Consider the following 25,243-nt stretch of genomic DNA (forward strand, 5'->3'; position numbering starts at 1 on the left):
CGACGCGCCCTCCCGCAACCGACTTTGCGCCCCAAGGGCACGGTTCGGTCACGGGCGTGGCTGACCGGGAGCGGGTGGGTACGTAGCGTCGGTTCGGGCCCGGACGTTCCCGGGCCACCTGAGCAGACGTGAGGAGCCCGCCCATGACCACCCCCGGCCGCACCACTCCTGCCGAGTGGCGCGCGCGCCTTCAGGGGACCCTCGAGGCCTTCGACGAGACGGGCGGTCACCGCGTGCTCGGCGAGGTCCTCGACGAGCTCGGCGTCGAGGACGCGCTGACGCTGGTCGTGCTGCCCTACCTGCACGACGTCGGCGAGCGCTGGTCCAGCGGCGCCATCGGGGTCGGCCAGGAGCACTTCGCCAGCAACGTCATCCGGCTTCGGCTCTCGGTGCTCATGGGCACCGACGAGCCCGCCGGCGGCCCCCTGGCCGTCCTCGCGTGCATGCCCGGCGAGCGCCACGAGTTCGGCCTGATGGCCACGACCATCGCCCTCGGGCGCCTCGGCTGGCGCACCTGCTACCTCGGCGCCAGCACCCCGACGGCCGAGCTCGTGCACTCCTGCCGCACCCTCGAGCCCGACGTCGTCATCCTCTCCGCCCACCGGACCACGGCCTTCGCGGCGCAGGCCCCGGCGCTGCGGCGCATGGCCGAGACGACCCCCGTCCTGCTGGCCGCGCGCGGGGCGACGGAGGAGGTCGCCGGGCTGTGCCACGCCTCCGTCCTCTCGGGCGACCCCTGCGAGGCGGCCCGCTCGGTCCACGCCGAGCTCGGCCGCACGGGTGGCCCGTTCGACGACCTGGACGACCTGGACGACCTGGACGACCTGGACGACCTCGACGAGCCGACCGCCGTCTGACGCAGATGAGCTGGGACGGACACCTGCCGGCGAGCCGGGAGTACCGCCGCATCCTCGTGGGGCTCGGCGCCGCCGGCGTCGTGACCTTCGCGCAGCTCTACTCCCCGCAGGGCCTGCTGCCCACCCTCGCCCGCGGGCTGCACGTCAGCCCGGCCGACGCCGCGCTCTCCGTCTCCCTCGCCACCCTCGGCGTGGCACTCGCGGTGCTGCCGTGGTCGTGGGTCGCCGACCGGGTGGGGCGCCTGCGCGCCATGCAGGTCGCGATCGTCGCCTCCACCGTGCTCGGCGTCCTCGTCGCCCTCTCGCCGAACCTCGGGGTGCTGCTCGGGCTGCGGCTCGTCGAGGGCATGGCGCTCGGCGGCATCCCGGCCCTGGCCGTGACCTACCTTCACGACGAGGTGCACGAGGGGTCCACCGCCGCGGCGGCCGCGGCCTACATCTCGGGCACGACGATCGGCGGCGCGGCCGGGCGCCTCATCGCCGGGCCGCTCGCGGGACTCGTCGGCTGGCGGCCCGCGCTGCTCACGGTCGCCGGCGTCTGCGCCCTCGCGTCGGTCGTCTTCCTGCGCCTGATGCCGCGTCCTCGGGGCTACCGACCCACGAGCGCGGCGAGCGCGCGGACCGTCGCGGACGGCATACGCACCAGCCTGCGCGACCCGGCACTGCTGGCGCTCTACGCCCAGGGCGCCCTGCTCATGGGCGGCTTCGTCGCCGTCTACAACTACCTCGCCTTCCGGCTCGAGGGGACCGAGTTCGCGCTGCCCCCGACGGTCGGGTCGCTGATCTTCGCCGCGTATGCCGCCGGGACCGTCAGCTCGCGCCTGACCGGCCAGTGGGTGCCGCGCTTCGGCCGGCGGCGGGTGCTGCTGGCCGGGACGCTGACCATGGTCGTCGGGGCATTGGTCACGCTGGCCGGCTCGCTGGCGCTCGTCGTCGTGGGGCTGCTCGTGCTCACGGCCGGCTTCTTCGCCGCACACGCCACCGCGTCGGCCTGGGTGGGTGCGCGCGCCACGACGGGACGGGCGCAGGCGACGGCGCTCTACAACGTGGCGTACTACAGCGGCTCGGCCCTCGTCGGCTGGGTGCTCGGGTATGCGTTCTCCGGCCCGGGGTGGGCCGCGGTCGTCGGCGCGGTGGTGGCGCTCGCCGTCGTCGCGCTCGGGCTCGCGCTCGTCGTCCTGCCCGGTGGGCGACCGGATCCGACCCCGGCCCCGGCCTCGGACTCGGACTCGGACCCGAACCCGGCATCGCTGACCGAACGCAGCGTTCGGTCGCGAAAGCTGCGTTAGAACGCTGAGTTCGGCACCGAACGCAGCGTTCGGTGCGCCGAAACGGACCTACGTCCGGGGTCGTGTGGGACGTCGTCGTGGGCGGCGTCGGTCATGATGAGCGGGTCATGACGCGATGGACCCCAGCCCAGGTGGCCGGCCTGGCCCCCGATGCCTCCTCGCTGGCCGCTGCCCGGAGGCTGGCACGGCCGGGCCCGTGGTCCGACACCGGCTCGACCGAGACGCTGCTGTGGGGCAAGTGCCAGGGCTCGGGCAAGACCCCCTATCAGGTCAGCATCGACCTGACGGGGCCGGCGTTCCGGTGCACGTGCCCGAGCCGGAAGTTCCCGTGCAAGCACGGCCTGGCGCTGCTGATGCTGTGGGTCGAGGGATCCGGATCGGTGGCCGATGCCGCCGAGGCGGCTGGTTTCGCCCGGGAGTGGGCGGCCGAGCGGTCGGCGCGCGCGGAGGCGAGGGCAGCCGGCGACGCGGCCCGCTCGACGCGTACCCCAGACCCCGCCGCGGCGGCCAGGCGGCTCGAGGAGCGACTCGCCCTCATGGACGGCGGGATGGACGACTTCGCCCGCTGGCTCACCGACCTCGTCCGTAGCGGCACGGCGTCCGCGCGGCAGCAGTCCTATGCGTGGTGGGACGGCACGGCGGCGCGGCTCGTCGACGCCCAGCTGCCCGGACTGGCCGACGACGTGCGCTCGGTCGGCGGGTCCGTGGCCGGCGGCGCCGACTGGGCCGAACGACTGCTCGTCGCGCTCGGGCGGTGGTGGACGGCGACGCGCGCCTGGGCCCGGCGAGACGCCCTGTCGCAGGCCCAGGTCGGCGACCTGCGGGCCTACCTCGGCTGGGCCACGAGCAGCGAGTCGGTCCGGCGCGCCGACGCGGTCACCGACCGTTGGCTCGTCCTCGGCGCCCACCGCAGCGACGACGGGCGGTTGCAGCAGCAGCGCACGTGGCTGCGCGGCGTCGCCACCGGCGAGACGGTGCAGGTCCTCGACTTCGCCGCCGGCGGGCAGGTGCTGCCCGTCGCTCGCGCCGTCGGGTCGGCGCTCGATGCGACGCTGGCCCGCTACCCCGGCGCCGCGGTGCGGCGGGCGCTCTTCGTCGACGAGCCCTTCGTCGCCGAGGACCGCGTGCGTATGCCGTCCGGCTCGACCCTCGAGGACGCGCAGTCCGCGGCCGCTGCGGCGTGGGGGCTCAACCCCTGGGCGCGGCGGGTGCCGGTCGTCCTGGCCGACGCGCGGGCCGGCGTGGACCACGTGGTCGACGCGGACGGCGCCAGCGTGCGCCTCACCGACGACGCCGCGGTGTGGCCGCTGCTCGCGCTGACCGGTGGCCGTCCGGCGCGACTCTTCGGTGAACTCGAGGAGTCACGTCTGCGTCCGCTGTCGGTGGTCGTCGACGACGAGGTGATGGCGCTGTGACCGCTGCACACCCGGTCACCGGGCCGGGCCCCGGCGCCCGTGCCGGCGACGTCGACAGCTGGTGGCGCGAGGTAGGCAACGCCGCTCTCGTGGGCACCGCCCGACGGCCGGTCCCGCCGCTGCCCGACCTCGGACCGGCGGGGGTGCGAGCCCACGCGGAGGCCACGCCCCGCGAGGAGCTGCTGCTCGACGCGGCGGCGCTCGGCAGTGCGGCACTGCGAGCCGGCCGTCGTCTCGACCGCGCCGAGGCGTCCCAGGCCGCCCTCGAGGACCGCAGTCCGGTCGCGCCGCGGCGGGCCGTCCAGCTGCTCGAGCTCGTCATGACCCAGCCGCCCGCCGGGGCGGCCCAGCGCACCGGCCTGCTCGTCCACTGGCTCCGCGCAGCCGACGACGCCGGCTGCCGTGTGCCGCACGCCCTGCTGCCGACGCTGCTCGAGCTCGCCACGGGCATACGCGAGCTGCGCCGGCCCGTGGCCGGCGTCGTCGACGAGCGCGGCCGGTGGCTGGCCGGGCTGCGTCCCGACTGGTCGTGGGTGGCGGAAGCGGCCGCAGGGGCCGAGGCCCGCACGGCCTCACGCAGCACCGAGGCGGTCCCCGGTCACGGGGAGTGGGCGCGTCTGCCGTCCGCCGACCGCGTCACCGTGCTGGCCGCCGTACGGGCACACCACCCCGGCGAGGGCCGGGAGCTGGTGGCCTCGACGTGGGCGACCGACTCGGCGCGCGACCGCCGCGCGCACCTCGAGGTGCTGCGCATCGGCCTCGGACCCGAGGACGAGCCGCTCCTCGAGTCGGCCCTCGACGACCGCGCCGGCACGGTGCGGGAGGTGGCGACCGAGCTCCTCGACGCCCTGCCCACCTCCGCCCGAGCCGCGCGCATGGCCGAGCGGCTGCGGCCCCTCGTGCGCCGCACCGGGATGCTCGGTCGGGGCCTCGAGGTCCTGCTGCCCGACGAGCCCGACGCCGCCGGCGTGCGCGACGGCCTCGGCAAGCCGCCGCCGCGCCGGTCCGCGCGCGGCTGGTGGCTCGAGCAGCTCTGCGCGGGCGCACCGCTCGAGATCTGGCCGGAACTCACCGGCGCGGACCCGCCTGCGACGGTCAAGCGGCTCACCGACGCGCAGACGGCGGACGCACTGGCCGGCATACGGCGTGCGGCTGCAGTGAGGCGCGACCCGGAGTGGGCGGCGGCCCTGCTCGAGCGGGGCTGGGACCCTACGCTCGTGCCCGCCCTGCCCCGTGAGCGCCGCGAGCGGGTCGTGCTGACCCGCGTCGATGCGACCAACCAGCGGCCGCACGAGATCGCTGCCGTCGTCGGAGCCGTCGACCCGCCGTGGTCGCCGGACTTCAGCGTCGCGCTCGTCTCGCGGCTGCGTGCCTCGAAGTTCGGTTCGGCGATGGTGGTCGCGACGATGCCGCAGCTGCTCGCCGGGCTGCACCCTGCGGCGCTCGACCCCCTCGAGCGCTGGCTCGCCTCCACCGGCGCCGACCAGACGCTGACCACCAACCTGCGCAACCTGCTCCAGTTCCACTCCGTCAAGCGATCGATCACCGAGGCCTTCAGATGAGCGAATCCACCACTGCCACCACGGTTCTGCGGGCTCACGCCGAGGACGCGTATGCCGCCGAGCTCGGCGCGCTCGAGGCCACCGACGACCGTCCCCGGCCTCCCCGGTGGCGACTGTCGCCGTGGGCCGTGACGACCTACCTGCTCGGTGGCACGCTCGAGGACGGCACCGAGATCACGCCGAAGTACCTCGGGTCGCGCCGGCTCGTGGAGGTCGCGGTCGCCTCGCTCGCCACCGACCGGGCCCTGCTTCTGCTCGGGGTGCCGGGCACGGCGAAGACCTGGGTGAGCGAGCACCTCGCCGCGGCCATCAGCGGCTCGTCGACCCTCGTCGTCCAGGGCACGGCCGGCACCCCGGAGGAGTCGCTGCGCTACGGCTGGAACTACGCCCGCCTGCTCGCCGAGGGACCGACCCGCGCCGCACTCGTGCCGAGCCCCGTCATGCGGGCGATGGAGACGGGCACGCTGGTTCGCGTGGAGGAGCTGACCCGCATCCCCGCCGACGTGCAGGACGCGCTCATCACGATCCTCTCCGAGAAGCACCTGCCGATCCCGGAGCTCGACTCGGAGGTTCAGGCGCAGCAGGGGTTCAACGTCATCGCCACGGCCAACAACCGCGACAAGGGCGTCAACGACCTGTCATCGGCCCTCAAGCGCCGGTTCAACACCGTCGTGCTGCCGCTCCCCGACTCGCTCGAGCAGGAGGTCGAGATCGTCCGCTCCCGCGTCGACTCGCTCGGCAAGTCGCTCGAGCTGCCCCCGGGTCTCGAGTCGCTGGCCGAGATCGAGCGCGTCGTCACGATCTTCCGCGAGCTGCGCTCGGGTGTCACGGCCGACCAGCGCACGACGGTGAAGTCGCCGTCGTCGACGCTCTCGACGGCCGAGGCGATCTCCGTCATGACGAACGGGCTGTCGCTGGCCGCCCACTTCGGCGACGGCGTGGTCCGGGCCGACGACGTCGCTGCGGGCCTGGTCGGTGCGATCGTCAAGGAGCCGGTGCAGGACCGGATCGTGTGGCAGGAGTACCTCGAGACTGTCGTCAAGGACCGCTCGGAGTGGACCGACCTCTACCGCGCGTGCCGCGAGCTGGGCTGACATGACGTCGGCGCAGGCGCAGGTCGAGGTCCTCGGGGTCCGCCACCACGGTCCGGGCTCGGCGCGATCCGTGGAGCGCGCCCTCGAGGAGCTGCTGCCCGACGTCGTCGTCATCGAGGGACCGCCCGAGCTCGACGCGCTCGTCCCCCTCGCCGCCGACCCCGACCTCGTGCCACCCGTGGCCGGGCTCGTCTACGTCGTCGACGAGCCGCGACGAGCAGCCTTCTACCCCTTCGCGTCCTTCTCCCCCGAGTGGGTCGCGCTGCGGTGGGCCCTCGCCCACGGCGTCGAGGTCCGCTTCGCCGACCTGCCGGCCGCCCACTCCCTCGCCGGCGCGGACTCAGACGATGCGCCGCGGCGTCCGAGGGAGCGGGTCGACCCTCTGACCGCGCTTGCCCGGGCCGCCGGCTACGACGACCCGGAGCGCTGGTGGGAGGACGCCGTCGAGCACCGTCGCACCTCCTCCCTCACGCACTTCGCGCAGCTGCGCGAGGCGATGGAGGGCGTCCGCGGCACCCTCGAGGGCGACGAAGACGAACGACGGGAAGCCTTCATGCGCAGGGTCATCCGCGCCGAGATGCGCGCCGGCCGCGAGCGCATCGCGGTCGTCTGCGGGGCCTACCACGCGCCCGTGCTCGACCCGGCGTCCTTCCCACCGGCGAGCCACGACAACGCCCTCCTGAGCAGGCTGCCCAAGGTCAAGGTCGCCGCCACGTGGGCACCGTGGAGCTCGGAGCGGCTGTCGTATGCCAGTGGCTACGGCGCCGGGGTCCGTTCGCCGGGGTGGTACCACCACCTCTTCGTCACCCCGGACGACGAGGTCGTGCCGTCGTGGTTCGTCCGGGTCGCGCGCACCCTGCGCGGCGAGAACCTCGAGACGTCGACCGCCGCGGTCGTGGAGGCGACGCGCCTGGCCGGGGCGCTCGCGACCGTCCGGGGACGGCCGTCGGTGGGGCTCGCCGAGCTGACCGACGCGGCCCGGGCCGTCCTGACCGAGGGGTCCGACCAGCCGCTGCGGCTCATCGACCGGGCCCTCGTCATCGGGGACGAGCTGGGCCGCGTCCCCGACTCGACGCCGATGGTGCCGCTCGCGAGCGACCTCGCCAGGCAGCAGAAGTCGTTGCGGCTCAAGCCCTCCGCCTCCTCCACGGTCGTGCAGCTCGACCTGCGCCGCGAGTCCCAGCTCGCGCGCTCGGTGCTGCTGCACCGGCTCCGCGTGCTCGACGTGCCGTGGGGCACCCCGGTCGAGACGGGCCGCACGCTCGGCACCTTCAAGGAGGCCTGGGAGCTCGAGTGGACCCCCGAGCTGGCGGTAGCCGTCATCGAGGCCAGCCTGTACGGCACGACCGTCGGCAGCGCGGCCGAGTCCCGCATCACGGAGCAGGCGCGCGATGCGCCCGACCTCGGTGCCCTGGGCCGGCTCATCGAGGAGTGCCTGCTCGCCGACCTGCCCGAGGGGCTGCGGGCGGTCGTGGCGGCCTTGGCCGAGCGCACGGCCCGGCAGCACGACACACGCGCCCTCCTCGAGACGGTCGAGCCCCTCGCCCGCACCTGCCGTTACGGCGACGTGCGCGGGTTGGACGTCGCGGACGTCAGCCACGTGCTCCAGACCGTCGTCGTGCGTGCCTCGGTCGGGCTGCGGGCCGCCTGCTCGAGCCTCGACGACGACAGCGCGGCCGCCATGCGTGCGGCCGTAGAGGCGGCGCACCGCGGTATCGCCCTCGTCGACCGCGACGATCTCCGCAGCCCGTGGACCGAGGCGCTCGTGACCGTCGGCCGCGACGAGGCGATCCACGGGTCCGTCGCCGGACGGGTCAACCGGCTGCTGCTCGACGGCGCGCTGCTCACCCCCGAGGAAGCGGCCGCTCGCCTGAGCCGTCGGCTGTCTCCCGGCACGCCCGCCCCGGCGGCTGCGGCCTGGGTCGACGGGTTCCTGACCGGCGAGGCCCTGCTGCTCGTTCACGGCGACGACCTGCTGTCCATCCTCGACGAGTGGCTGGCCGACGCCTCCGAGGAGACGTTCGAGGACCTCCTTCCGCTCGTGCGCCGCACCTTCTCGCGCTACCAGCCGGCGGAGCGTCGCCTCATCGGGACGCACCTGCGCGACCTCGCGAGCGGACGGCCCTCCACAGCGACGCCCACTCAGTCGATCGACCTGGACCGCGCCGCGCCCGCCGTCGCAGCGGTCGCGCGCCTGCTGGGACTGGAGGTGGCGTCGTGACGGAGCCGACGGCATACGACGGCATCGACCCCGAGTCCGCCCCGGAGCCGGCGCTCGAGACGGCGCCCGAGCGCCAGCAGCGGCGGGACCGGCTGACCCGCTGGCGGCTCGTCCTCGGCGGCGAGCAGTCCGACGGCATCGGCGACCTCGCAGACCTCGACGCCGACGACCTCAAGCGCGACGAGGCGCTGCGCGAGCTCTATGACGGCGAGCGCCGCAGCGGCCTCGGCGCCTCCGCCCCGCGCGTGGCGCGGTGGCTCGGCGACATCCGCGGCTACTTCCCGTCGTCGGTGGTGCAGGTCATGCAGCACGACGCGATGGACCGCCTCGGCCTCACCCAGCTGCTGCTCGAGCCGGAGCTCATGGAGGCGGTGCAACCGGACGTGGGTCTCGTCGCGACCCTCGTCGGCCTGAACCGCGTGATCCCCGAGCGGTCGCGCGCGACGGCACGGGCCGTGGTCCGGACGGTCACCGACGAGCTCGAGGAGCGAGTCCGGAGCGAGACCGTGCAGGCCGTCACCGGCGCGCTCAACCGGGCCGCCCGGACGCGCCGGCCCAAGGCGGCCGACATCGACTGGCAGCGCACCATCGCCGCGAACCTCAAGCACTACCAGCCCGAGCACCGCACGGTGGTGCCCGAGCGGCTCGTCGGCTACGCCCGCCGCGCGCACCGGGTGGAGCGGCGGATCATCCTGTGCATCGACCAGTCCGGCTCGATGGCCGAGTCCGTCGTCTACTCCAGCGTCTTCGGGGCGGTGCTCGCCTCGCTCCGGTCGGTCGACACGCGGCTCGTGGTCTTCGACACCTCGGTCGTGGACCTCACCGACGAGCTGGACGACCCGGTCGACCTGCTCTTCGGGGTGCAGCTCGGCGGCGGCACCGACATCAACTCGGCACTCGCCTACTGCGAGAGCCTCATCGAGCAGCCCGGCGAGACGATCCTCGTGCTCATCAGCGACCTCTACGAGGGCGGCATCGCCGAGGAGATGGTGCGCCGTGCCTCGTCCATCGTCGCGTCCGGCGCGACGATGGTCGCACTGCTCGCGCTGAGCGACTCCGGCCGGCCCAGCTTCGACTCCGACCACGCGGCCGCGCTCGCGGCCGTCGGTGTGCCGGCCTTCGCGTGCACCCCCGACCGCTTCCCCGACCTGATGGCGACCGCGATCGAGAAGCGCGACATCACCGCCTGGGCCGCCGCGAACGACATCGTCACGACACACGAGAGCGAGCCCGCCGGGTGAGCCCGGCACCCGCGAAAGTCGGGCGCCTCCGATCACGACGCGACGGCATACTCGCGCCATGCGACTGCACCCCGGGGGGACCGAGGCCGGGCCATGGCGGCACGTCGACGACGCCGAGCTGGCCTCCCTGCTGACCGAGCTGCTCGGGGACGGCCGCGGGGTGCTGCTCGTCGACGGGCGGTCCGGCAGCGGCAAGACCATCTTCGCCGAGCGTGCAGCGCGCCTGCTCGACGGCGCCGTCGTGCACAGCGAGGACCTGTCCTGGAACCACGACGCCGTCGCGTGGGACGACCTCGCGCTGAAGTACGTCCTCGGCCCATGGCGTCGCGGCGAGGGCGTCAGCTTCCGTCCACCTGCGTGGGTCAGGCACCGGCGCGACGGTGCCGTGTCGGTGCCAGAGGGCGTGCGCGTCCTCGTCCTCGAGGGGGTCGGTGCGGGACGCGAGTCTTTGGCTCCGCACGCCGACGCAGTCGTGTGGGTGCAGTCGGACCGGGTGGAGGCGCGCGAGCGTGGCCTGCGGCGGGATGTCGAGCTGGGTCGCACGACGGAGGAGGCGGAGCGCTTCTGGGACGACTGGATGGGGGCGGAGGAGCCGTTCCTGGCGGCCGAGCGCCCGTGGGAGCGAGCCAGCCTCGTCGTCCGCACCCTCGAGGCCGACCGCAGCCCGGGACGCACGACCGCGGCACCGGGCGCCGCGGTCAGAAGGTGAACTCCTCCGGGGCACCCTCACCCGTGCGGCCGTCGACGGCCTCACGCAGGATGTCCGCGTGACCCGTGTGGCGGGCGTACTCCTCGATCATGTCGAGGAGCATCGCCCGCACCGACGGCGTGCGCCCGTTCGGCCAGGTGAATGAAGCCAAGCCGTCCAGACCCCGCTCCTCGATGACGGCCCCGACGACGCGTCGTGACCGCTCGACGGCGTCGCGCCACAGCGCGTAGACGTCGTCGGGTGCTTCCGTGGCGCCGGTGCGCCAGTCCCAGTCAGGGTCGGTGTCGAAGTCGACCGCGTCCCAGGGCGATCCGTAGTCCTGGCCCGCGAGCTTGACCGCGAGCCAGTCCGCCTCGACGAGTGCCACGTGCTTGACGAGGCCGCCGAGCGTCATCGAGCTCGCCGCGGTGGTGGCGCGCAGGCCGTCGCCACCGAGGCCGGCGGTCTTCCAGGCGAAGGTCCGACGGTTGCGCTCGAGGACCCGCAGCAGGTCCTCCGCCTCTGGACTCGTCGGGGAGGGGGCGGATGCGCTCTCGAGGTCGCTCATGGCGGGAGCGTAGCCATCCGGCACGTGCCCACTCGGGGGAAACGTGGGGCAACCCCGGGCACTGACTCGGAATGCGATCTGTCAGGACCTGGCGGGCCTGACGAAGCAGGAGCGGCAGCGCGCCTCGTAGCTGAAGGTGCCGTCGTCGGGCAGCGCCTCCGAGCCACCGAGGTGCTCGAGGAACGGCTCACCGGAGCGGAGCACCTGCGTGTGCGTCGCGCTGAAGTCGCGGCACCGGTCGCAGACCGCCCGGCGGTAGGCGACGGTGTCGGGACCGAGCTCGAGCAGGGCGCGCACCGTGGCGAACAGCTCGCCGCGGTGGTCGAGGTCGATCCCGGCCACCACGACGCGGGTGCCACGGGCGAGGAGCTGCTCGATGACGGCGACGTCGCTCGCACCGAACATGTGCACCTCGTCGACCGCCACCACCTCGAGCGGCTCGGCGAGCGCCTCCCGCAACGTCGCGACCTTCGTCGTCACGAGCTCCCCACCGCTGCGTGAGGTGACACCGGTGTCGCGCACGTGCCGCTCGGACTGGTAGACGCGGTGGCGCACCCGGGTGAACTGCAGCGGCGACAGCATCGAGATCAGCGACAGGCTCTTGCCCGACTTCATCGGCCCGAGCACGACGTCGAGCGACACCCCGGGCACGGTGCGGACGGGCTGGCTCACGGCGTCGATCGTGGTCACGGGCGAGAACGCTATCTGCCGCCCACGACAGCCCGGACCAGGGGCTGGACCACGGTGTTCCGGTCAGGGACCCTCGCCGTCGACGCCCCGGATCGCGGACTGGCTGCAGTCGTCGAGGACGCCCGAGGCCGACAGCTGCCCGGCCAGCGCCGAGCCGTGCCCGCCCGCACGTGCCGAGGCCCCGATGAGCCAGCACAGGGTCGGGTCGGTGCTCGGCGTCGGCACCACGGCGTCCGCCTGGGAGATGTCCGACCGCAGCATCTCGAGCTGGTCGTCCTGGTGCTGCACGAACCAGGCCCACATGACGAGGTTGAGGACGATGAGCAACGCGACCAGGCCGGTAGCCGCCGGCCGGCGCATCGCGCGCTCCGCTGCAGCGAGCGGGGACTCCGGACCCGTGTCGGCGTACTGCGCCGGCGCCGGAGCCCGGTGGTCCACCCGAGGCCGCTGGCCACCGTTCGACTCCTCGTCCATGGCGACTCCCCTGTCGTCCGGCGCCACTGCGCGCCGGTGCGCCGACCGTACTGAACCGGCAAAGGGTTCGCGCGCGGAACGCGCCGACGCCTAGCGTGACCGGGTGCCGATGCATGCCGACGAGGTCCGTGCCACACCCGAGCTGGTGCGCCGGCTCGTCGCCGAGCAGTGCCCGCAGTGGGCGGCCCTGCCTGTGGCCGTGCTGCCCGGCGACGTCGAGGGCACCGACAACGTGCTCTTCCGGCTCGGCGAGGAGCTCGTCGTCCGTATGCCGAAGGTCGGGTGGGCTGCCGGCCAGGCCGAGTCCGACGCCCGGTGGCTTCCCCGCCTCGCTCCGCACCTGCCGGCGATGGTCCCGGTGCCCGCCCATGTCGGGGAGGCGTCAACCGATTACCCGTGGCGCTGGTCGGTCGTGCCGTGGGTCGAGGGCACGACGCCTCCCCGGATGGGCTCCGACGACGTGTCCCTGGCCCGCGACCTCGCGGCGTTCACGCTCGCCCTGCAGTCGCTCGACCCGGACGGTGGTCCCACGAAGCCCCCGGGATCCCGGGGCACGCCGCTGCGCCACGTCGACCCCGACGTCCGCGAAGCGCTCGAGGACCTGCGCGCCCATGACGACGGCCTGGACCTCGACGCCGCCGGGCGGGCCTGGGAGGCCTGCCTGGCCGCACCGGAGTGGGACCGCGCCCCGGTGTGGATCCACGGCGACCTGCAGCCGGGCAACCTCGTCGTCGGCCATCGCGCAGGCCACGACCCGGGCCGCCTCACGGGCGTCATCGACTGGGGCGCCATCGGCGTCGGGGACCCGGCTCCCGACCTCGCACCGGCTCTCTGGACCTTCACGGGCAGGGCGCGGGAGGTCTACCGCGAGGCCGTCGCGCCCGACGACGCGACGTGGCTGCGCGCCTGCGGCTGGGCACTCGCGCCGTCGCTCACCGGCATCGGCTACTACCGGCACACCTTCCCCCGGATGGCCGAGCACGGCCGCCGGATGGTGCGCGCCGTCGTGGCAGAGCTGGCCTGACGCGCCTCACGTGAGTGCTTCGGGAGTGGTGTGGGCCCGACGTGGGGGTGACGTGGGCCCGCTGTGGCTGGGACCGCGCCCGCGGCCGGCCGACGCTGGACGGGACCACCATTCCTCGTCGAAAGGCACCACCGTGAGCACCACGACCTACAGCACCACACCGACCACCGACCGACCCTGGGTCCACGAGATGGTCATCGTCCACCGAGCCTTCCGGCGCGAGACGCGCCTGCTGCCCGCACTCGTCCGCGAGGTCGCCGACGGCGACGTGGAGCGGGCCGCGACCCTCGCGAAGGTGCTGCGCCTCGTCCTCTCCGGCCTCGAGATGCACCACACCGGTGAGGACGCCGTCCTCTGGCCGGCCCTGCTCGAACGAGCCGCGCCGTCCACCGGTCTCGTCGAGACGATGCAGGCTCAGCACCACGTGATCGAGGACCACCTCGAGCGCGTCGCGCACCTGCTGCCGGCCTGGCAGTCGGCACCGACCCGTGCGCGCAGCGTCGAGCTGGCCGACGTCCTCGACCGGTTCGCCGTCGACCTCGCCGAGCACCTCGACCTCGAGGAGCGCGAGATCCTGCCGCTGTGCCTTCGCTACGTCACCGTCGCCGAGTGGGACAGCCTCGGGCAGCACGGGACGGAGGCGATGACCCGCGCGCAGCTGCCGCTGCTCTTCGGGGCGATCCTCGAGGAGTGCTCGCCCGAGGAGCGTCGGGCGATGCTCGGCAAGCTCCCCCTGCCGGCCCGCGTCTTCGTGCGCACCGTCGGGGCGAGGCAGTACCGACGCCTCGTCACCCTCGTCCGCGAGGGCTGAGGCGTGTCCCGCCCGGGGCTGCGAGGTCGGCGACGACCTCGGCGGCGAAGCCGGCCACCTCCTCCTGCGTCGCCGTCCGTCCGGCGTCCCACGCGGCGGTGAACTCGTCCGAGCCCAGCTGCGCCCGCGCGACGTCGAGCCCGGCGTTCGCGCTGGCGCGCGACGGCGGGTAGTGGGGGTCCACCGCGGTCGTGTCACCGAGCGTCGCCGCTGCGCCGAAGAGGTATGCCGCGGCCGCCGGGCGACCCGACCGCGCGACCACCCCGGCGAGCTCGGGAACCGCGTAGCCGAGCGTCCAGCCGAGCCGCAGCGGGAACGACACGGCGAGGGACTCGCCGAGCAGGGCCGCGGCCGTGGCGTCGTCGCCGGCGACCTGGCGCGCCGTGGCGAGGGTGTTGAGCGAGGTGGCCAGGCCGAACTCGTTGCCCAGCGCCCTCGCCTCCGTGACGGCATCCTCGAGCAGTCGGCTCGCAGCCTCGGCGTCGCCCCCGAGCAGGAGCGCCTGTCCGCGCCCCACCTGCACGTGCAGCCTCGCCCAGGACCGCGGGTCGGGCCCGCCGGCCTCGCCGGCGCCCAGCACCTCCGCCCTGGCCTCGGCCACGGCCAGGAGCCGCTCCCCGGCCGCGAGGTCGCCGGCGAACAGCGCACCGAGCCCGCCGAGCAGGGCGGCCTCCACGACGAGGTGGGTGTCTCCGGCCCGGTCCGACAGCCGGATCGCCGGGTCACTGAGTAGGCGCAGGCCTCGGACATCGCCGACGACGAGCATCAGGCCCATCCGGCCGACCGCCGCCCACGCCACGGCCGTCGCAGTGCCGGTGCCGTGCACGCGCTGGAGCCACTCGTGCCCCTCGCGCACCCGCCCGCGGATGGCGAAGTAGGGCCACAGGCCTCCGACGAGGTCGGCGGCGTCAGACACCCGACCGAGCTCGAGGAGCCGGAGCAGGCCCGACCTCAGGTTGCCCCGCTCGGCCTCGACGCGGTCGAGCACCGGTCCGATGCCGGCCGACCACAGTCGCCGGTGCGCGTCCAGCGCCAGCTCACGGGCGCGTGCGGCGTGGGCGTCGGCGGCCGGGAGCGCCAGGCCCGCACTGTGCGCATGCGTGATCGCGTACTGCCGCACCGGCTCGAGGAGCCGGAAGCGGGGCACGCCGTCGGGCGAGGGCACCGGCAGCACGAGCGCCTGCTCGACGAGAGCGGCGACGCGGGGCAGCACGTCGTCGGCGTCGCCGGTGAGCGACGGCTCCACCGGCGGTAGCTCCCCCGGCGGCACCGCATGCTCGACCGCGCGCTCCACGGCTGCGAGCCAGTCGAGCGAGAAGCCGCCGGAGAAGACGGCCGCCCGTAGGAAGAGGTCGCGCTGGCGGGGCTCGAGCAGGCCGACGCTGCCGTCGAGCACGGCCGCGATGCTGCGCTGCCGATTGGGCAGGTCTCGCGGGCCCGCCACGCCCACGTCGGCGGCGCCCGCCTGCAGCCGTGACAGCAGCGCCTGGGGCGGCAGGACGCGCGCCGCGGCCGCGGCCAGCTCGATCGCGAGTGGGAGCCCGTCGAGGCGTCGCGCGATGGCAGCCAGGGTCGCGGCCGAGGCTGCGCCGGCATGCACCTGACCTCCCGCCGCCAAGGCGCGGTCGAGGAACATCGCGACGGCGGGCGACGCGGCAACAGCGGTCATGGCATCGGACCCGTCGTCGGGGTCACCGTCAAGCGCCCCGTCGAGCCCACGGTCGAGGCAACCGTCGGTGGGAGGCAGCGCCAGCGGCGCCACCGGCACCTCGTGCTCGGCGCGCACCCGCAGCGGTGCGCGGCTCGTGGCGAGCACCGTGAGCCCCGGCGCGTGTGCGAGGAGCTCGGCCAGGCGCGGCCCGCAGGCGACCACCTGCTCGAGGTTGTCGAGGACGAGCAGCACCTGGCGATCAGCGAGGTGGGCCGCGATCCGCTCGACGACGTGCACGGTCCCGGTCGGTTCCTCGACCACGCCCAGCGCCGCAGCGACCTGGGGCAGGACCTCGTCCGGCTCGCGGACGGCCGAGAGGTCGAGCAGGCGTAGGCCGGCGGGGAAGGCGTCGCGGGCGCGCGCCGAGATCTCCTGCGCGAGGCGCGTCTTGCCGACGCCGCCCGGCCCGGTCAGGGTCACGAGCCGGGCGCGGTGCGTGGTCAGCAGGTCCGCGAGACGCGCGAGGTCCTCGTCGCGGCCGAAAAGCGGCGCCAGCCCCGACGCCGCCAGCCCGGACTCCGCCACCCCTGACGCGGCGGAACCTCCACCCGTTGGGTCTGAACGGCCCTCGAGCCCGCGCTCCGGCTCCGGCTCGTCGGTGCCGGGTGACCCACCTCGGCGCGGGGGCACGGAGGCGACGAGCGCCGCCCGCTCCGCGTCGGCCAGGAGGAGCGCGTCGGCCAGGGCCCGGACGGTGTGCGGGTGCGGACGCTGCCGCTCGCCGCGCTCGAGGGCACCGATGGCCTTGACGCTGAGGCCGGAGAGCGCCCCCAGCTCCTCCTGCGTCAGTGACCTCGCCTCGCGCAGGGCGCGGAGCCGCGCACCGAAGGCGCCGACGGACGAGGTCCCCACCACGAGCCGACGGTAGCGTGCTGGCCGGCCTCCCAAGGCTGAACCGCTGGCCTGTCTACTCGCCGGTCACCTCGGCGGCGTGGAAGGCTGCGGGTGACACCACCCCTCGTCGACAGGAGCCCCGATGATCTCTCGCATCGCCATCGTGAACCGCGGCGAGGCCGCCATGCGGCTCATCCACGCGGTGCGGGACCTCAACGCGGCGGCAGGACCGGACGGTCACCGCATCGAGACGATCGCCCTGCACACCGAGGGTGAGCGGCGGGCGATGTTCGTCCGGGAGTCCGACCACGCATACGACCTCGGGCCGGCATCGGCACGTCCCTACCTCGACTACGCCGTCCTCGAGCGCGCGCTGCTCGAGACGGGCGCCGACGCGGCGTGGGTCGGCTGGGGCTTCGTCGCCGAGCACCCGGCGTTCGCCGAGCTGTGCGACCGCATCGGCGTCACCTTCATCGGCCCGAGCGCCGAGGCGATGACCAAGCTCGGCGACAAGATCGGCAGCAAGCTGATCGCCGAGGAGGTCGGCGTCCCGGTCGCACCGTGGAGCCGCGGCGGCGTCGACACGCTCGAGGACGCCAAGGCCGCAGCCGCGCGCATCGGCTACCCCTTGATGCTCAAGGCGACCGCCGGCGGTGGCGGCCGCGGCATCCGCCGGGTCGACTCCGACGCCGACCTCACCGACGCCTACGAGCGCACCCGCGACGAGGCGCTGCGGGCCTTCGGCTCCGGCGTCGTCTTCCTCGAGAAGCTCGTCACCGGCGCCCGCCACATCGAGGTGCAGGTCATCGCCGACACCCACGGCACCGCTTGGGCCGTCGGCGTGCGCGACTGCTCGGTGCAGCGCCGCAACCAGAAGGTCATCGAGGAGTCCTCCTCCCCGGTCCTGACCACCGAGCAGGCTGACGAGGTGCGCGCCAGCGCCGAGCGGCTCGCCGTGGCGGTCGGCTACGCCGGCGCCGGCACGGTCGAGTTCCTCTACCACCCGGGCGAGAGGTTCTTCGCCTTCCTCGAGGTCAACACCCGCCTGCAGGTGGAGCACCCGATCACCGAGGCGGTCACCGACACCGACCTCGTCAAGCTGCAGATCTACGTCGCCAACGGTGGCCGGCTCGACGACCTGCCGCAGGGCCGCCCCACCCAGCGCGGCCACGCCGTCGAGGCCCGCCTCAACGCCGAGGACCCCGACCGCGACTTCGCCCCGAGCCCCGGCCGCATCAGCCTGCTCGACTTCCCCGCCGGCCCCGGCATTCGGGTGGACACCGGTGTGGGAGAAGGCGACTCGATCCCCGCGGACTTCGACTCGATGATCGCCAAGATCATCGCCTACGGCCGCGACCGCGACGAGGCCCTTGCCCGACTGCGCCGCGCCATGTCCGAGACGACCGTCGTCATCGACGGCGGCGCCACCAACAAGAGCTTCATCCTCGAGCTGCTCGACCAGCCGGAGGTCATCGACGGCTCGGCCGACACGGGCTGGATCGACCGCGTGCGCGCCGAGGGGCGCCTCGTCACGCACCGCCACTCCGGCATCGCCCTGGTCGCCGCCGGCATCGAGGCCTACGAGGACGCCGAGGCGATCGAGCGCGTCCGCCTGCTCGAGTCCGCCCGCGGCGGCCGCCCGCAGGTCCAGCACGCGGTCGGCCGCGCCATCGACCTCAAGCTGCGCGGGACGGCACACAAGGTCATGGTGCTGCGCACCGCCTCGCACCGCTACCGCGTCTCCATCGCCAACGGTGGCGCCGAGCACGTCGTCGACGCCACGCTCGACCGGATCGACGAGTATGCCGGCCGCATCGTCGTAGAGGGACGCGCGCACCGCCTCGTCACCGCCACCCACGGCCCCGTGCACCTCGTCGAGGTCGACGGCGTCACGCACCGCGTCACCCGCGACGAGGGCGGCGTCGTGCGCTCCCCCGCGCCCGCGCTCGTCGTCGCCACGCCGCTGCAGCCCGGCGACGAGGTCGCCGCCGGTGCGCCGGTGCTCGTCCTCGAGTCGATGAAGATGGAGACGGTGCTGCCGGCGCCGTTCAACGCCCGCGTCCGTGAGCTGCTCGTCTCGGTCGGCAGCCAGGTCGAGACGGGCGCGCCGCTCGTGCGGCTCGAGCCGACCGGTGACGAGGCGGAGGTGGCCGAGACCGGCGGTACCGACATCGACCTCGACCTTCCCGACTCGAGCGCCGGGCAGGCCAGCGCGCGCGAGCGCGTCGACCGCGGCATCGAGGACCTCTCCGCGAGCGTCCTCGGCTTCGACGTCGAGCCCAACGGCGACAGCCGCACGCTCGGCGACTACCTCGCGGCCCGTGAGGACCTGGCCGCCACGGGGACGCTCCCGCTGCCCGAGGAGATCGCCCTGCTCGAGCTCGTGACCGACGTCGCGGAGCTGAGCCGCAACCGGCCGGCTGCCGAGGAGAGGCACACCGAGCTGCGCGTCCACAGCCCGCGCGAGCACTTCCACTCCTACCTGCAGAGCCTCGACGTCGAACGCGCCGGCCTCCCGGCGGACTTCCGCGACAAGCTCGCCCGCGTCCTGCGCCACTACGGCGTGCCCGACTTCGAGCGCACCCCCGACCTCGAGGAGGCGGTCTTCCGCATCTTCCTCGCGCAGCAGCGGTCGGCCCCCGAGGTCCACCTGGCCGCCTCGATCCTGCAGCGCTGGCTCGGCGAGCCGATCCCCGAGCCGCCGCTCGACGTCGCCGTCCGCGAGGCCCTCGACCGCCTCGTCGTGGCGACCCAGCTGCGCTTCCCGGTCATCGGCGACCTGGCCCGCAGCGTCCGCTTCCGCTGGTTCGACCAGCCGCTCGTCGACGAGGAGCGCGCGAGCGTCCTCTCCGGAGTCCGCGACAAGCTGGCCGTCCTTGCCGCAGAGCCGGACTCGCCGGACCACACGGCCCGCATCGACGAGCTGGCGGCGATCCCCGAGCAGATCGTGCGCTTCCTCGCCGAGCGGCTGCACGACGGCGGCAGCTCTGCCCTCCCCGAGCACGAGCCGATGCTCGAGGTGCTCATCAAGCGGCACTACCGCGAGCACGAGCTGCACGGCCTGCACACCTTCACCGAGGGCGGCCGGCCCTTCGCCACCGCCGAGTACACCCTCGACGACCGCCCGACGCACCTCACGTCGACCATCGGTGGCGTCGACGAGCTCGCGCCCGACAGTGCCCTCGACGCCGCGATCTCCAACGACGTGTGGGCGCGTCCGGAGGGCCACCAGTCGGTCGTCGACCTCTACCTGCGCTGGGCCGACGAGCCGGAGTCGCCCGACGAGGCCAGCAACCAGCTGGCCGAGCGCCTCCAGCGCCTGCCCTTCGCCCAGGACGTACGCCGCGTGGCCGTCGCCGTGAGCGCCGGGCACGGGCGTGCCGTCGACTACTTCACCTTCCGTCCCGTCGAGGGCCGGCTCGTGGAGGACCGCCTCGTCCGCGGCGTGCACCCGATGGTGGGGCGCCGCCTCAACCTGTGGCGCCTCACCGCCTTCGACGTGACACGGCTCGACGCCCCCGAGGACGTGCTGCTCTACGAGTGCGTCGCCAAGGACAACCCCGACGACCGCCGCCTCGTGGCGCTGGCCCAGGTGCGCCAGATCGTCGTCGTCCGCGACGAGTCCGGCCAGGTGACCGGGCTGCCGCACGTCGAGCGCGCCATCACCAACTGCCTCGAGGCGATCCGCCGAGTCCGCACGAGCCGCGGCGCCAAGGGTTCGCGCCTCGACATGAACCACGTGTGGGTGCAGATCTGGCCGACCATCGACGCCGACCCCGGGCAGCTGACGGCGCTGCAGTCGAAGATCGCCCCCGTGACGGCCGGAGCCGGCATCGAGGAGGTCCTCATCCAGGCGACCGTCGCCGGCGCCCCCGGAGAGGCGCCGCAGCCGATGGCGGGCCGCTTCTACTTCCAGCCCGGGTCCGGCGTCACCGGCACCCTCGGGGCACCGGCCACCGAGCCGCTCAAGCCGCTCGACGACTACGCCTCCAAGGTGGTCCGCGCCCGCCGCCGCGGCCTCGTCTACCCCTACGAGCTGCAGTCGATGATCGCCGGTGACGGTGGGACGGTCGTCGAGCACGACCTCGACGACACCGGCGCCCTCGTCCCGGTCGATCGCCCGGTCGGCCTCAACAAGGCCGGGATCATCGTGGCCGTCGTCAGCTCCCCGACCGTCCGCCACCCCGAGGGTGTGACCCGCGTCGTGCTCTCCGGCGACCCGCTCCGCTCGCTCGGCTCGGTCGCCGAGGCCGAGTGCGCGCGCATCATCGCCGCCATCGACCTCGCCGAGTCGATGCGGGTCCCGGTCGAGTGGTACTCCCTCTCCGCCGGCGCCCGCATCTCGATGGACTCCGGCACCGAGAACATGGACTGGGTGGCCCGCGCGCTCAAGCGGATCATCGAGTTCACCCAGGCGGGCGGCGAGATCAACATCGTCGTCGCCGGCATCAACGTCGGCGCCCAGCCCTACTGGAACGCCGAGGCGACGATGCTCATGCACACCAAGGGCATCCTCGTCATGACGCCGGACAGCGCCATGGTCCTCACCGGCAAGCAGTCGCTCGACTTCTCCGGTGGCGTCAGCGCCGAGGACAACTTCGGCATCGGCGGCTACGACCGCGTCATGGGTCCCAACGGCCAGGCGCAGTACTGGGCCAAGGACCTCGCCGGCGCCCGCGACATCCTCATGGCGCACTACGACCACGCCTACGTCAGCCCGGGCGAGTCCGGGCCGCGGCGCGTGTCGACGACCGACCCGGTCGACCGCGACGTCACCCCCTACCCGCACGACCTGCCCGAGTCCGGCTTCACGACGGTCGGCGACATCTTCAGCCCGGCGACCAACCCGGACCGCAAGAAGCCCTTCGACATCCGCACCGTGATGCGCGCGGTCTCCGACCAGGACCACGAGCCGCTCGAGCGCTGGGCCGGCATGGCCGACGCCGAGACGGCCGTCGTCCAGGACGCGCACCTCGGCGGGATCCCCGTGTGCCTCATCGGGATCGAGTCGAAGTCGGTGCCGCGCCGGGGCTTCCCGCCCACCGACGGCCCCGACACCTACACGGCCGGCACGCTCTTCCCCCGGTCGAGCAAGAAGGTGGCGCGCGCCATCAACGCCGCCAGCGGCAACCGACCCGTCGTGGTGCTGGCCAACCTGTCGGGCTTCGACGGCTCACCGGAGTCGATGCGCAGCCTGCAGCTCGAGTACGGCGCCGAGATCGGCCGGGCCATCGTCAACTTCGACGGCCCGATCGTCTTCACCGTCGTCTCCCGCTACCACGGCGGCGCGTTCGTCGTCTTCTCCAAGACGCTCAACCCGCGCATGACCGTGCTGGCCATCGAAGGCTCGTTCGCGTCGGTGCTCGGTGGCGCCCCGGCGGCGGCTGTCGTCTTCGCCCGCGACGTCGACGCCCGCACCGCCTCCGACCCCCGCATCACCGAGCTCGAGGCACGCCTCACCGCAGCCTCCGGTGTCGAGCGCGCCCGCCTCGCAACGGAGCTCGCCGATCTCCGAACGTCGGTGCGTGCCGAGAAGCTCGGCCAGGTCGCCTCGGAGTTCGACACCGTGCACAGCATCCACCGCGCCGTCTCGGTCGGCTCGGTCGACGCCGTCATCGACCCGCACGAAATGCGCCCGCGCATCATCGCCGCCCTCGAGGAGGGCCTGACCTCCGACTGAGCCCACACGAGAGGGCGTATGCCGCCGGGCCGGGCCCGCGGCATACGCCCCCTGGGTGGTGGATATGGGTGGTGGATCAGGGTGGTGGCTCAGGGGATGGTCGTCGGGCTCGGGAAGCTCGGGGTGGCCCCGGGCGGAACCGGGGTTCCGGTCCGGCTGTGCGGGGTGGCACCGGTCCGGGCCGTGCCTGGCGTCGGTGACGAGTCCTCGGTGCCCGCGCCGTCCGGCTGCCCGCTCTCGGTCTCACGTGGCTCCGCACTCGAGTCGCCACCCCGCGTGCCCGTCGGCTCCCCGGCCTTGGAGTTCCCCGGCTTGCCCGGCTTGGCCGACTTGTCGGTCCGCTTGCCGGTGCCCTTGCCGGAGGGCTTGCCGACGCCGTGCCGGCCCTTGTCGCCGGACGCTCCCGGTGTGGCGACGTCGGCGCAGAAGGCCGCGAGCCGGTCGGCGCCGCCGGCTGCCTTGACGAGGTTCTGGTAGGCGACCGAGTGCTCGGCCCCGGCCGACTGGTTGCCGTGCTTCGTCCTGGCCTTCCAGGCCGTGCACAGCCCGTGCTTCGCCGGCCCGTTCGCATCGGGGCCCTGCGCCGTCGCCGACGGGTGTGGCGTGGTGCCGGGGGTGGTCGCGCCGACCGCCGCCGGGCGCGCCTGCCCCGGGCCGGGGATGCCGTGGGCCGCCGGCGGGCTGCCCGCCACGTGGGTCGACACGAGCACCACCGTGGTGACTCCGGCGAGCCCGGCCGCCACTCCACCGAGGGTGGCGCCCAGCTTGGCGCCCAGGGCTGTCGCGATCATCGTCCGCCTCCTCGCTGCCGTCCGCCGCTCGACGACGTGGGCGCGGAACGCGGCGAGAGGGGGTCCCGCCCCGTCGAGCTCCCGCCGAGTCGGTGCGGCCCGTAGCGCCGCGACCACCGGGGCGAGGGAGGGGTCGCGCATCGGGTCGCTCCCCGGCTCGCCCCGGTGGGTGCGACGAGTGGACCCGAGGGCGGCGTGACCGCGTCCTCGGCTGCTCTCGTCCCGCCGGTTCGTTCCCATGTCATCCCCGAAGCGCTGCAGCTCCGGCAGGCGTTACACCGCCGGCGACGAAGCGGGCGTATGCCGCCGGCGGACCCGGCGGCATACGCCCTCGTTCGCTGCCCTTCGTCGGCAGACGTCCGGGCACCCGGTGGGGTCAGTGACGACCGGTGCCGTGCGAGCCGCCGTGCGAGCCGCCGTGCGAGCCGTGCGAACCCCCGTGCGAGTCGTGCGACCCGCCGTGCGACGTGCCGTGCGACGTGTGGGTGGGCACGGCCGTGGGCCTGCCCGCCGGGGCGGTCTGCGGCCGCCCGGTCTGTGCGGTCGACGGCTTGTGACCGGCCGAGGAGGGCTTGCCGGTCGCGTGGTGGGCGGAGCCGCCCGGAGCCGGCACCGTCGCGCAGTACGCCGCGACCTTGTCGGCCCCTCCCGCGGCCTTGGCGAGGTTGGTGAAGGCGATGGAGTCCAAGGCCTTGCCGTGTCCGGTGCCGTGGCTCGTCAGGTGCTTCCATGCGGTGCAGAGGCCGTGGGCGGCGGGACCGGTCGCATCGGGACCGACGGCGGTCGCGGTCGCGTCAGGGGTCTCGGGCGCACCAGGAGTGTCGGTGGCGTCGGGGGTCTCGGTCTCGGTGGCCGTCTCGGTGGCGTCCGGAGTCTCGGAGGCGTCGGGGGTCTCCGTCTCGGTGGCCGTCTCGGTCGGGTCCGCGGTCTCGGTCTCGGTCTCGGTCGGGTCCGCGGTCTCCGTCTCGGTCGGGTCTGCTGCGTCACGGCTGGCCGACGTGGTCGGGATCGCGGTGGCGTGCGTGCTCGACAGCGGGACGTCCGTTGCTTCGTAGACGACCGTGGCGGTGCCGCCGAGTCCTACGGCGATGCCGGCGATGGTGGCGCCGAGCTTGGCGCCTGCGAGGGTCATGATCATGGATGGTCTCCGTCGGGGTGCTGATGATGGATCGGACGTGACCTGAGCCGTGCGCAGGGCCACCAACGTCGGCGCGATCCCGTCCAGCTCCGAAGCGGTCGGCGGCGCTGTCAGCGCCGTCAGGAGCGGGGCGATCTCGGCCTGGTCGGCCGGCGACGGCTCTGCCGGTTGTCTGCTCATGTCACCTCCCTAAGCGTCCGAAATGTCCGTTGCGTTACACCCGTCCCACCGACCATTGCCGCCAGCGTCTTGAGGCCGCGATGGCCGGCGACGCGGACCGCACCCGGAGAGCGCCCGACCAGGCCGGCCACCTCCTCGACGGAGAGCTCCGCGACCACGCGAAGCAGCACCACCTCGGCCTGCAGTGGCGGCAGGCGCCGCACCAGCGCGATCGCCTCGGCCGTGGTGAGCAGCTGCTCGACCTCCTCGGCACAGTCGGGCACCACCGGGGCGACCCAGGTCGTGCCGCGCCGGGCGAAACGCGACTCGCGCGCGCGCTTGCGCGCCGCGTCGATGGCACGACGACGGGCGGTGGTGAAGACCCATGCCCGCCAGGCCATCTCGTCGCCCGTGAACGTGCGAAGCCCTTTGACGACGACCAGCCACGTCTCGGCGGCCACCTCCTCAGGCGCCTGCTCTCCCAGGGCGAGGTAGCGCAACAGCGCCGGGTTGAGGTCGCGCCACAGGCGCGCGAACGCCGCCTCGTTGCCGTCGCGCGCGTCGGCCAGGAGCGTCTCGAACTCCTGGCCGATCACGGCTCCAGTGTGGGCTCGGGATCGGCGTCGTGTCCGGGTTTCGGCCGGATGTCAGGTTGGTCGGGAGGATGCCCCCGAGGTCGGCGCCTCGGGAACGGGCGCCGGGACCCGTAGGGAGGCGGCTCCGCCGAGGTCGAGCCAGATCTCGTCGCGGGTCCGGACCACTCGGAGCAGCACGTCGTCGCAGCCGGGGCAGCGTCCGACGAGGCCCGGTTGCGGACCGTAGACCCGGAGCCGGGCCACCTCGTTGGCGGCCCCGCAACCGCGGCAGCGCACGACGGCCGTCATGAGGTCGAGGGCAAAGAGCTCCGAGAGCGGGCCGGCCATCAGGTTGCCGTCCCAGTCGGCCGGCCGGCCAGAGCCCGTCGGGACCTGCGGCTGATGAGTCATGGCTGCCTCC

General features: G+C 74.1%; 19 protein-coding genes. 11 read left to right on the top strand and 8 right to left on the bottom strand.

Annotation, left to right across the window (positions count from 1 at the left end):
* The first annotated feature begins 143 nt into the window (after positions 1-143).
* From AB0316_RS00385 to AB0316_RS00420, 8 genes are all read left to right on the top strand, one after another.
* Entirely contained in the window at positions 144-857 is a 714-nt protein-coding gene (locus AB0316_RS00385) for a B12-binding domain-containing protein (RefSeq protein WP_366269494.1), read from the top strand.
* Positions 858-862: 5 nt separating this feature from the next.
* Positions 863-2,146: an MFS transporter gene (locus AB0316_RS00390; RefSeq protein WP_366269495.1), complete on the top strand. Its 1,284-nt coding sequence runs from the start codon at positions 863-865 to the stop codon at positions 2,144-2,146.
* 107 nt (positions 2,147-2,253) lie between these two features.
* Positions 2,254-3,561, top strand: coding sequence for an SWIM zinc finger family protein (locus AB0316_RS00395; protein WP_366269496.1), 1,308 nt, complete (start codon positions 2,254-2,256; stop codon positions 3,559-3,561).
* A complete protein-coding gene (locus tag AB0316_RS00400; RefSeq protein WP_366269498.1) occupies positions 3,558-5,123 on the top strand; it encodes a DUF5691 domain-containing protein in 1,566 nt (521 codons plus the stop codon). Before AB0316_RS00395 ends, AB0316_RS00400 begins: the two co-directional genes overlap by 4 nt.
* Positions 5,120-6,217: an AAA family ATPase gene (locus AB0316_RS00405; RefSeq protein ID WP_366269499.1), complete on the top strand. Its 1,098-nt coding sequence runs from the start codon at positions 5,120-5,122 to the stop codon at positions 6,215-6,217. Before AB0316_RS00400 ends, AB0316_RS00405 begins: the two co-directional genes overlap by 4 nt.
* Position 6,218: 1 nt before the next feature.
* Complete coding sequence (locus tag AB0316_RS00410) at positions 6,219-8,438, top strand: DUF5682 family protein (protein WP_366269500.1); 2,220 nt, start codon at positions 6,219-6,221, stop codon at positions 8,436-8,438.
* Positions 8,435-9,679, top strand: a complete 1,245-nt coding sequence (locus AB0316_RS00415) for a VWA domain-containing protein (protein WP_366269501.1) — start codon at positions 8,435-8,437, stop codon at positions 9,677-9,679. The genes AB0316_RS00410 and AB0316_RS00415 overlap by 4 nt, the downstream gene beginning before the upstream one ends.
* Before the next feature lie 58 nt (positions 9,680-9,737).
* Positions 9,738-10,388, top strand: a complete 651-nt coding sequence (locus AB0316_RS00420; protein ID WP_366269503.1) for a hypothetical protein — start codon at positions 9,738-9,740, stop codon at positions 10,386-10,388.
* On the opposite strand, the gene AB0316_RS00425 is transcribed toward AB0316_RS00420, so the two are convergent.
* The 3 genes from AB0316_RS00425 to AB0316_RS00435 form a co-directional block, all read right to left on the bottom strand.
* Positions 10,378-10,935: a DinB family protein gene (locus tag AB0316_RS00425; RefSeq protein ID WP_366269504.1), complete on the bottom strand. Its 558-nt coding sequence runs from the start codon at positions 10,933-10,935 to the stop codon at positions 10,378-10,380. The two genes, AB0316_RS00420 and AB0316_RS00425, sit on opposite strands and share 11 nt — an antisense overlap.
* Positions 10,936-11,016: 81 nt before the next feature.
* Complete coding sequence (locus AB0316_RS00430; RefSeq protein WP_366269505.1) at positions 11,017-11,625, bottom strand: thymidine kinase; 609 nt, start codon at positions 11,623-11,625, stop codon at positions 11,017-11,019.
* A 63-nt stretch (positions 11,626-11,688) separates the two neighbouring features.
* Positions 11,689-12,099: a hypothetical protein gene (locus AB0316_RS00435; protein WP_366269506.1), complete on the bottom strand. Its 411-nt coding sequence runs from the start codon at positions 12,097-12,099 to the stop codon at positions 11,689-11,691.
* A 109-nt stretch (positions 12,100-12,208) separates the two neighbouring features.
* On the opposite strand from AB0316_RS00435, the gene AB0316_RS00440 reads away from it, so the two are divergent.
* Both AB0316_RS00440 and AB0316_RS00445 read left to right on the top strand, forming a co-directional pair.
* Complete coding sequence (locus AB0316_RS00440; protein WP_366271262.1) at positions 12,209-13,123, top strand: aminoglycoside phosphotransferase family protein; 915 nt, start codon at positions 12,209-12,211, stop codon at positions 13,121-13,123.
* Between the two features lie 133 nt (positions 13,124-13,256).
* A complete protein-coding gene (locus AB0316_RS00445; RefSeq protein ID WP_366269507.1) occupies positions 13,257-13,934 on the top strand; it encodes a hemerythrin domain-containing protein in 678 nt (225 codons plus the stop codon).
* Here AB0316_RS00445 and AB0316_RS00450 read toward each other — a convergent pair.
* Positions 13,912-16,500 carry a helix-turn-helix domain-containing protein gene (locus AB0316_RS00450; RefSeq protein ID WP_366269509.1) on the bottom strand — a complete coding sequence of 863 codons (2,589 nt, stop codon included), beginning with the start codon at positions 16,498-16,500 and terminating at the stop codon, positions 13,912-13,914. The two genes, AB0316_RS00445 and AB0316_RS00450, sit on opposite strands and share 23 nt — an antisense overlap.
* A gap of 121 nt (positions 16,501-16,621) precedes the next feature.
* Between AB0316_RS00450 and AB0316_RS00455 the strand changes: the two genes are divergently transcribed.
* On the top strand, positions 16,622-22,159 hold the full coding sequence (locus tag AB0316_RS00455) for a carboxyl transferase domain-containing protein (RefSeq protein ID WP_366269510.1): 5,538 nt from the start codon (positions 16,622-16,624) through the stop codon (positions 22,157-22,159).
* Positions 22,160-22,248: 89 nt separating this feature from the next.
* Here AB0316_RS00455 and AB0316_RS00460 read toward each other — a convergent pair whose 3' ends face one another.
* The 4 genes from AB0316_RS00460 to AB0316_RS00475 form a co-directional block, all read right to left on the bottom strand.
* Positions 22,249-22,950 (bottom strand): hypothetical protein, encoded by a 702-nt coding sequence (locus AB0316_RS00460; RefSeq protein ID WP_366269512.1) that lies wholly within the window; start codon positions 22,948-22,950, stop codon positions 22,249-22,251.
* Between the two features lie 376 nt (positions 22,951-23,326).
* On the bottom strand, positions 23,327-24,268 hold the full coding sequence (locus AB0316_RS00465; protein WP_366269513.1) for a hypothetical protein: 942 nt from the start codon (positions 24,266-24,268) through the stop codon (positions 23,327-23,329).
* Positions 24,265-24,843, bottom strand: coding sequence for a sigma-70 family RNA polymerase sigma factor (locus tag AB0316_RS00470; protein WP_366269515.1), 579 nt, complete (start codon positions 24,841-24,843; stop codon positions 24,265-24,267). Before AB0316_RS00470 ends, AB0316_RS00465 begins: the two co-directional genes overlap by 4 nt.
* A 51-nt stretch (positions 24,844-24,894) precedes the next feature.
* Positions 24,895-25,233 (bottom strand): DUF6510 family protein, encoded by a 339-nt coding sequence (locus tag AB0316_RS00475; RefSeq protein ID WP_366269516.1) that lies wholly within the window; start codon positions 25,231-25,233, stop codon positions 24,895-24,897.
* Between the last annotated feature and the right edge of the window lie 10 nt (positions 25,234-25,243).

Origin of the sequence: Terrabacter sp. NPDC080008 (genome assembly GCF_040702505.1) — a bacterium.
GTDB lineage: Bacteria > Actinomycetota > Actinomycetes > Actinomycetales > Dermatophilaceae > Terrabacter.

Coding starts and splice junctions, on each gene's coding strand:
- AB0316_RS00385 (WP_366269494.1), top strand. CDS start 144: ATGACCACCCCCGGCCGCACCACTCCTGCCGAGTGGCGCGCGCGCCTT.
- AB0316_RS00390 (WP_366269495.1), top strand. CDS start 863: ATGAGCTGGGACGGACACCTGCCGGCGAGCCGGGAGTACCGCCGCATC.
- AB0316_RS00395 (WP_366269496.1), top strand. CDS start 2,254: ATGACGCGATGGACCCCAGCCCAGGTGGCCGGCCTGGCCCCCGATGCC.
- AB0316_RS00405 (WP_366269499.1), top strand. CDS start 5,120: ATGAGCGAATCCACCACTGCCACCACGGTTCTGCGGGCTCACGCCGAG.
- AB0316_RS00410 (WP_366269500.1), top strand. CDS start 6,219: ATGACGTCGGCGCAGGCGCAGGTCGAGGTCCTCGGGGTCCGCCACCAC.
- AB0316_RS00420 (WP_366269503.1), top strand. CDS start 9,738: ATGCGACTGCACCCCGGGGGGACCGAGGCCGGGCCATGGCGGCACGTC.
- AB0316_RS00425 (WP_366269504.1), bottom strand. CDS start 10,935: ATGAGCGACCTCGAGAGCGCATCCGCCCCCTCCCCGACGAGTCCAGAG.
- AB0316_RS00435 (WP_366269506.1), bottom strand. CDS start 12,099: ATGGACGAGGAGTCGAACGGTGGCCAGCGGCCTCGGGTGGACCACCGG.
- AB0316_RS00440 (WP_366271262.1), top strand. CDS start 12,209: ATGCATGCCGACGAGGTCCGTGCCACACCCGAGCTGGTGCGCCGGCTC.
- AB0316_RS00455 (WP_366269510.1), top strand. CDS start 16,622: ATGATCTCTCGCATCGCCATCGTGAACCGCGGCGAGGCCGCCATGCGG.
- AB0316_RS00460 (WP_366269512.1), bottom strand. CDS start 22,950: ATGATCGCGACAGCCCTGGGCGCCAAGCTGGGCGCCACCCTCGGTGGA.
- AB0316_RS00465 (WP_366269513.1), bottom strand. CDS start 24,268: ATGAGCAGACAACCGGCAGAGCCGTCGCCGGCCGACCAGGCCGAGATC.
- AB0316_RS00475 (WP_366269516.1), bottom strand. CDS start 25,233: ATGACTCATCAGCCGCAGGTCCCGACGGGCTCTGGCCGGCCGGCCGAC.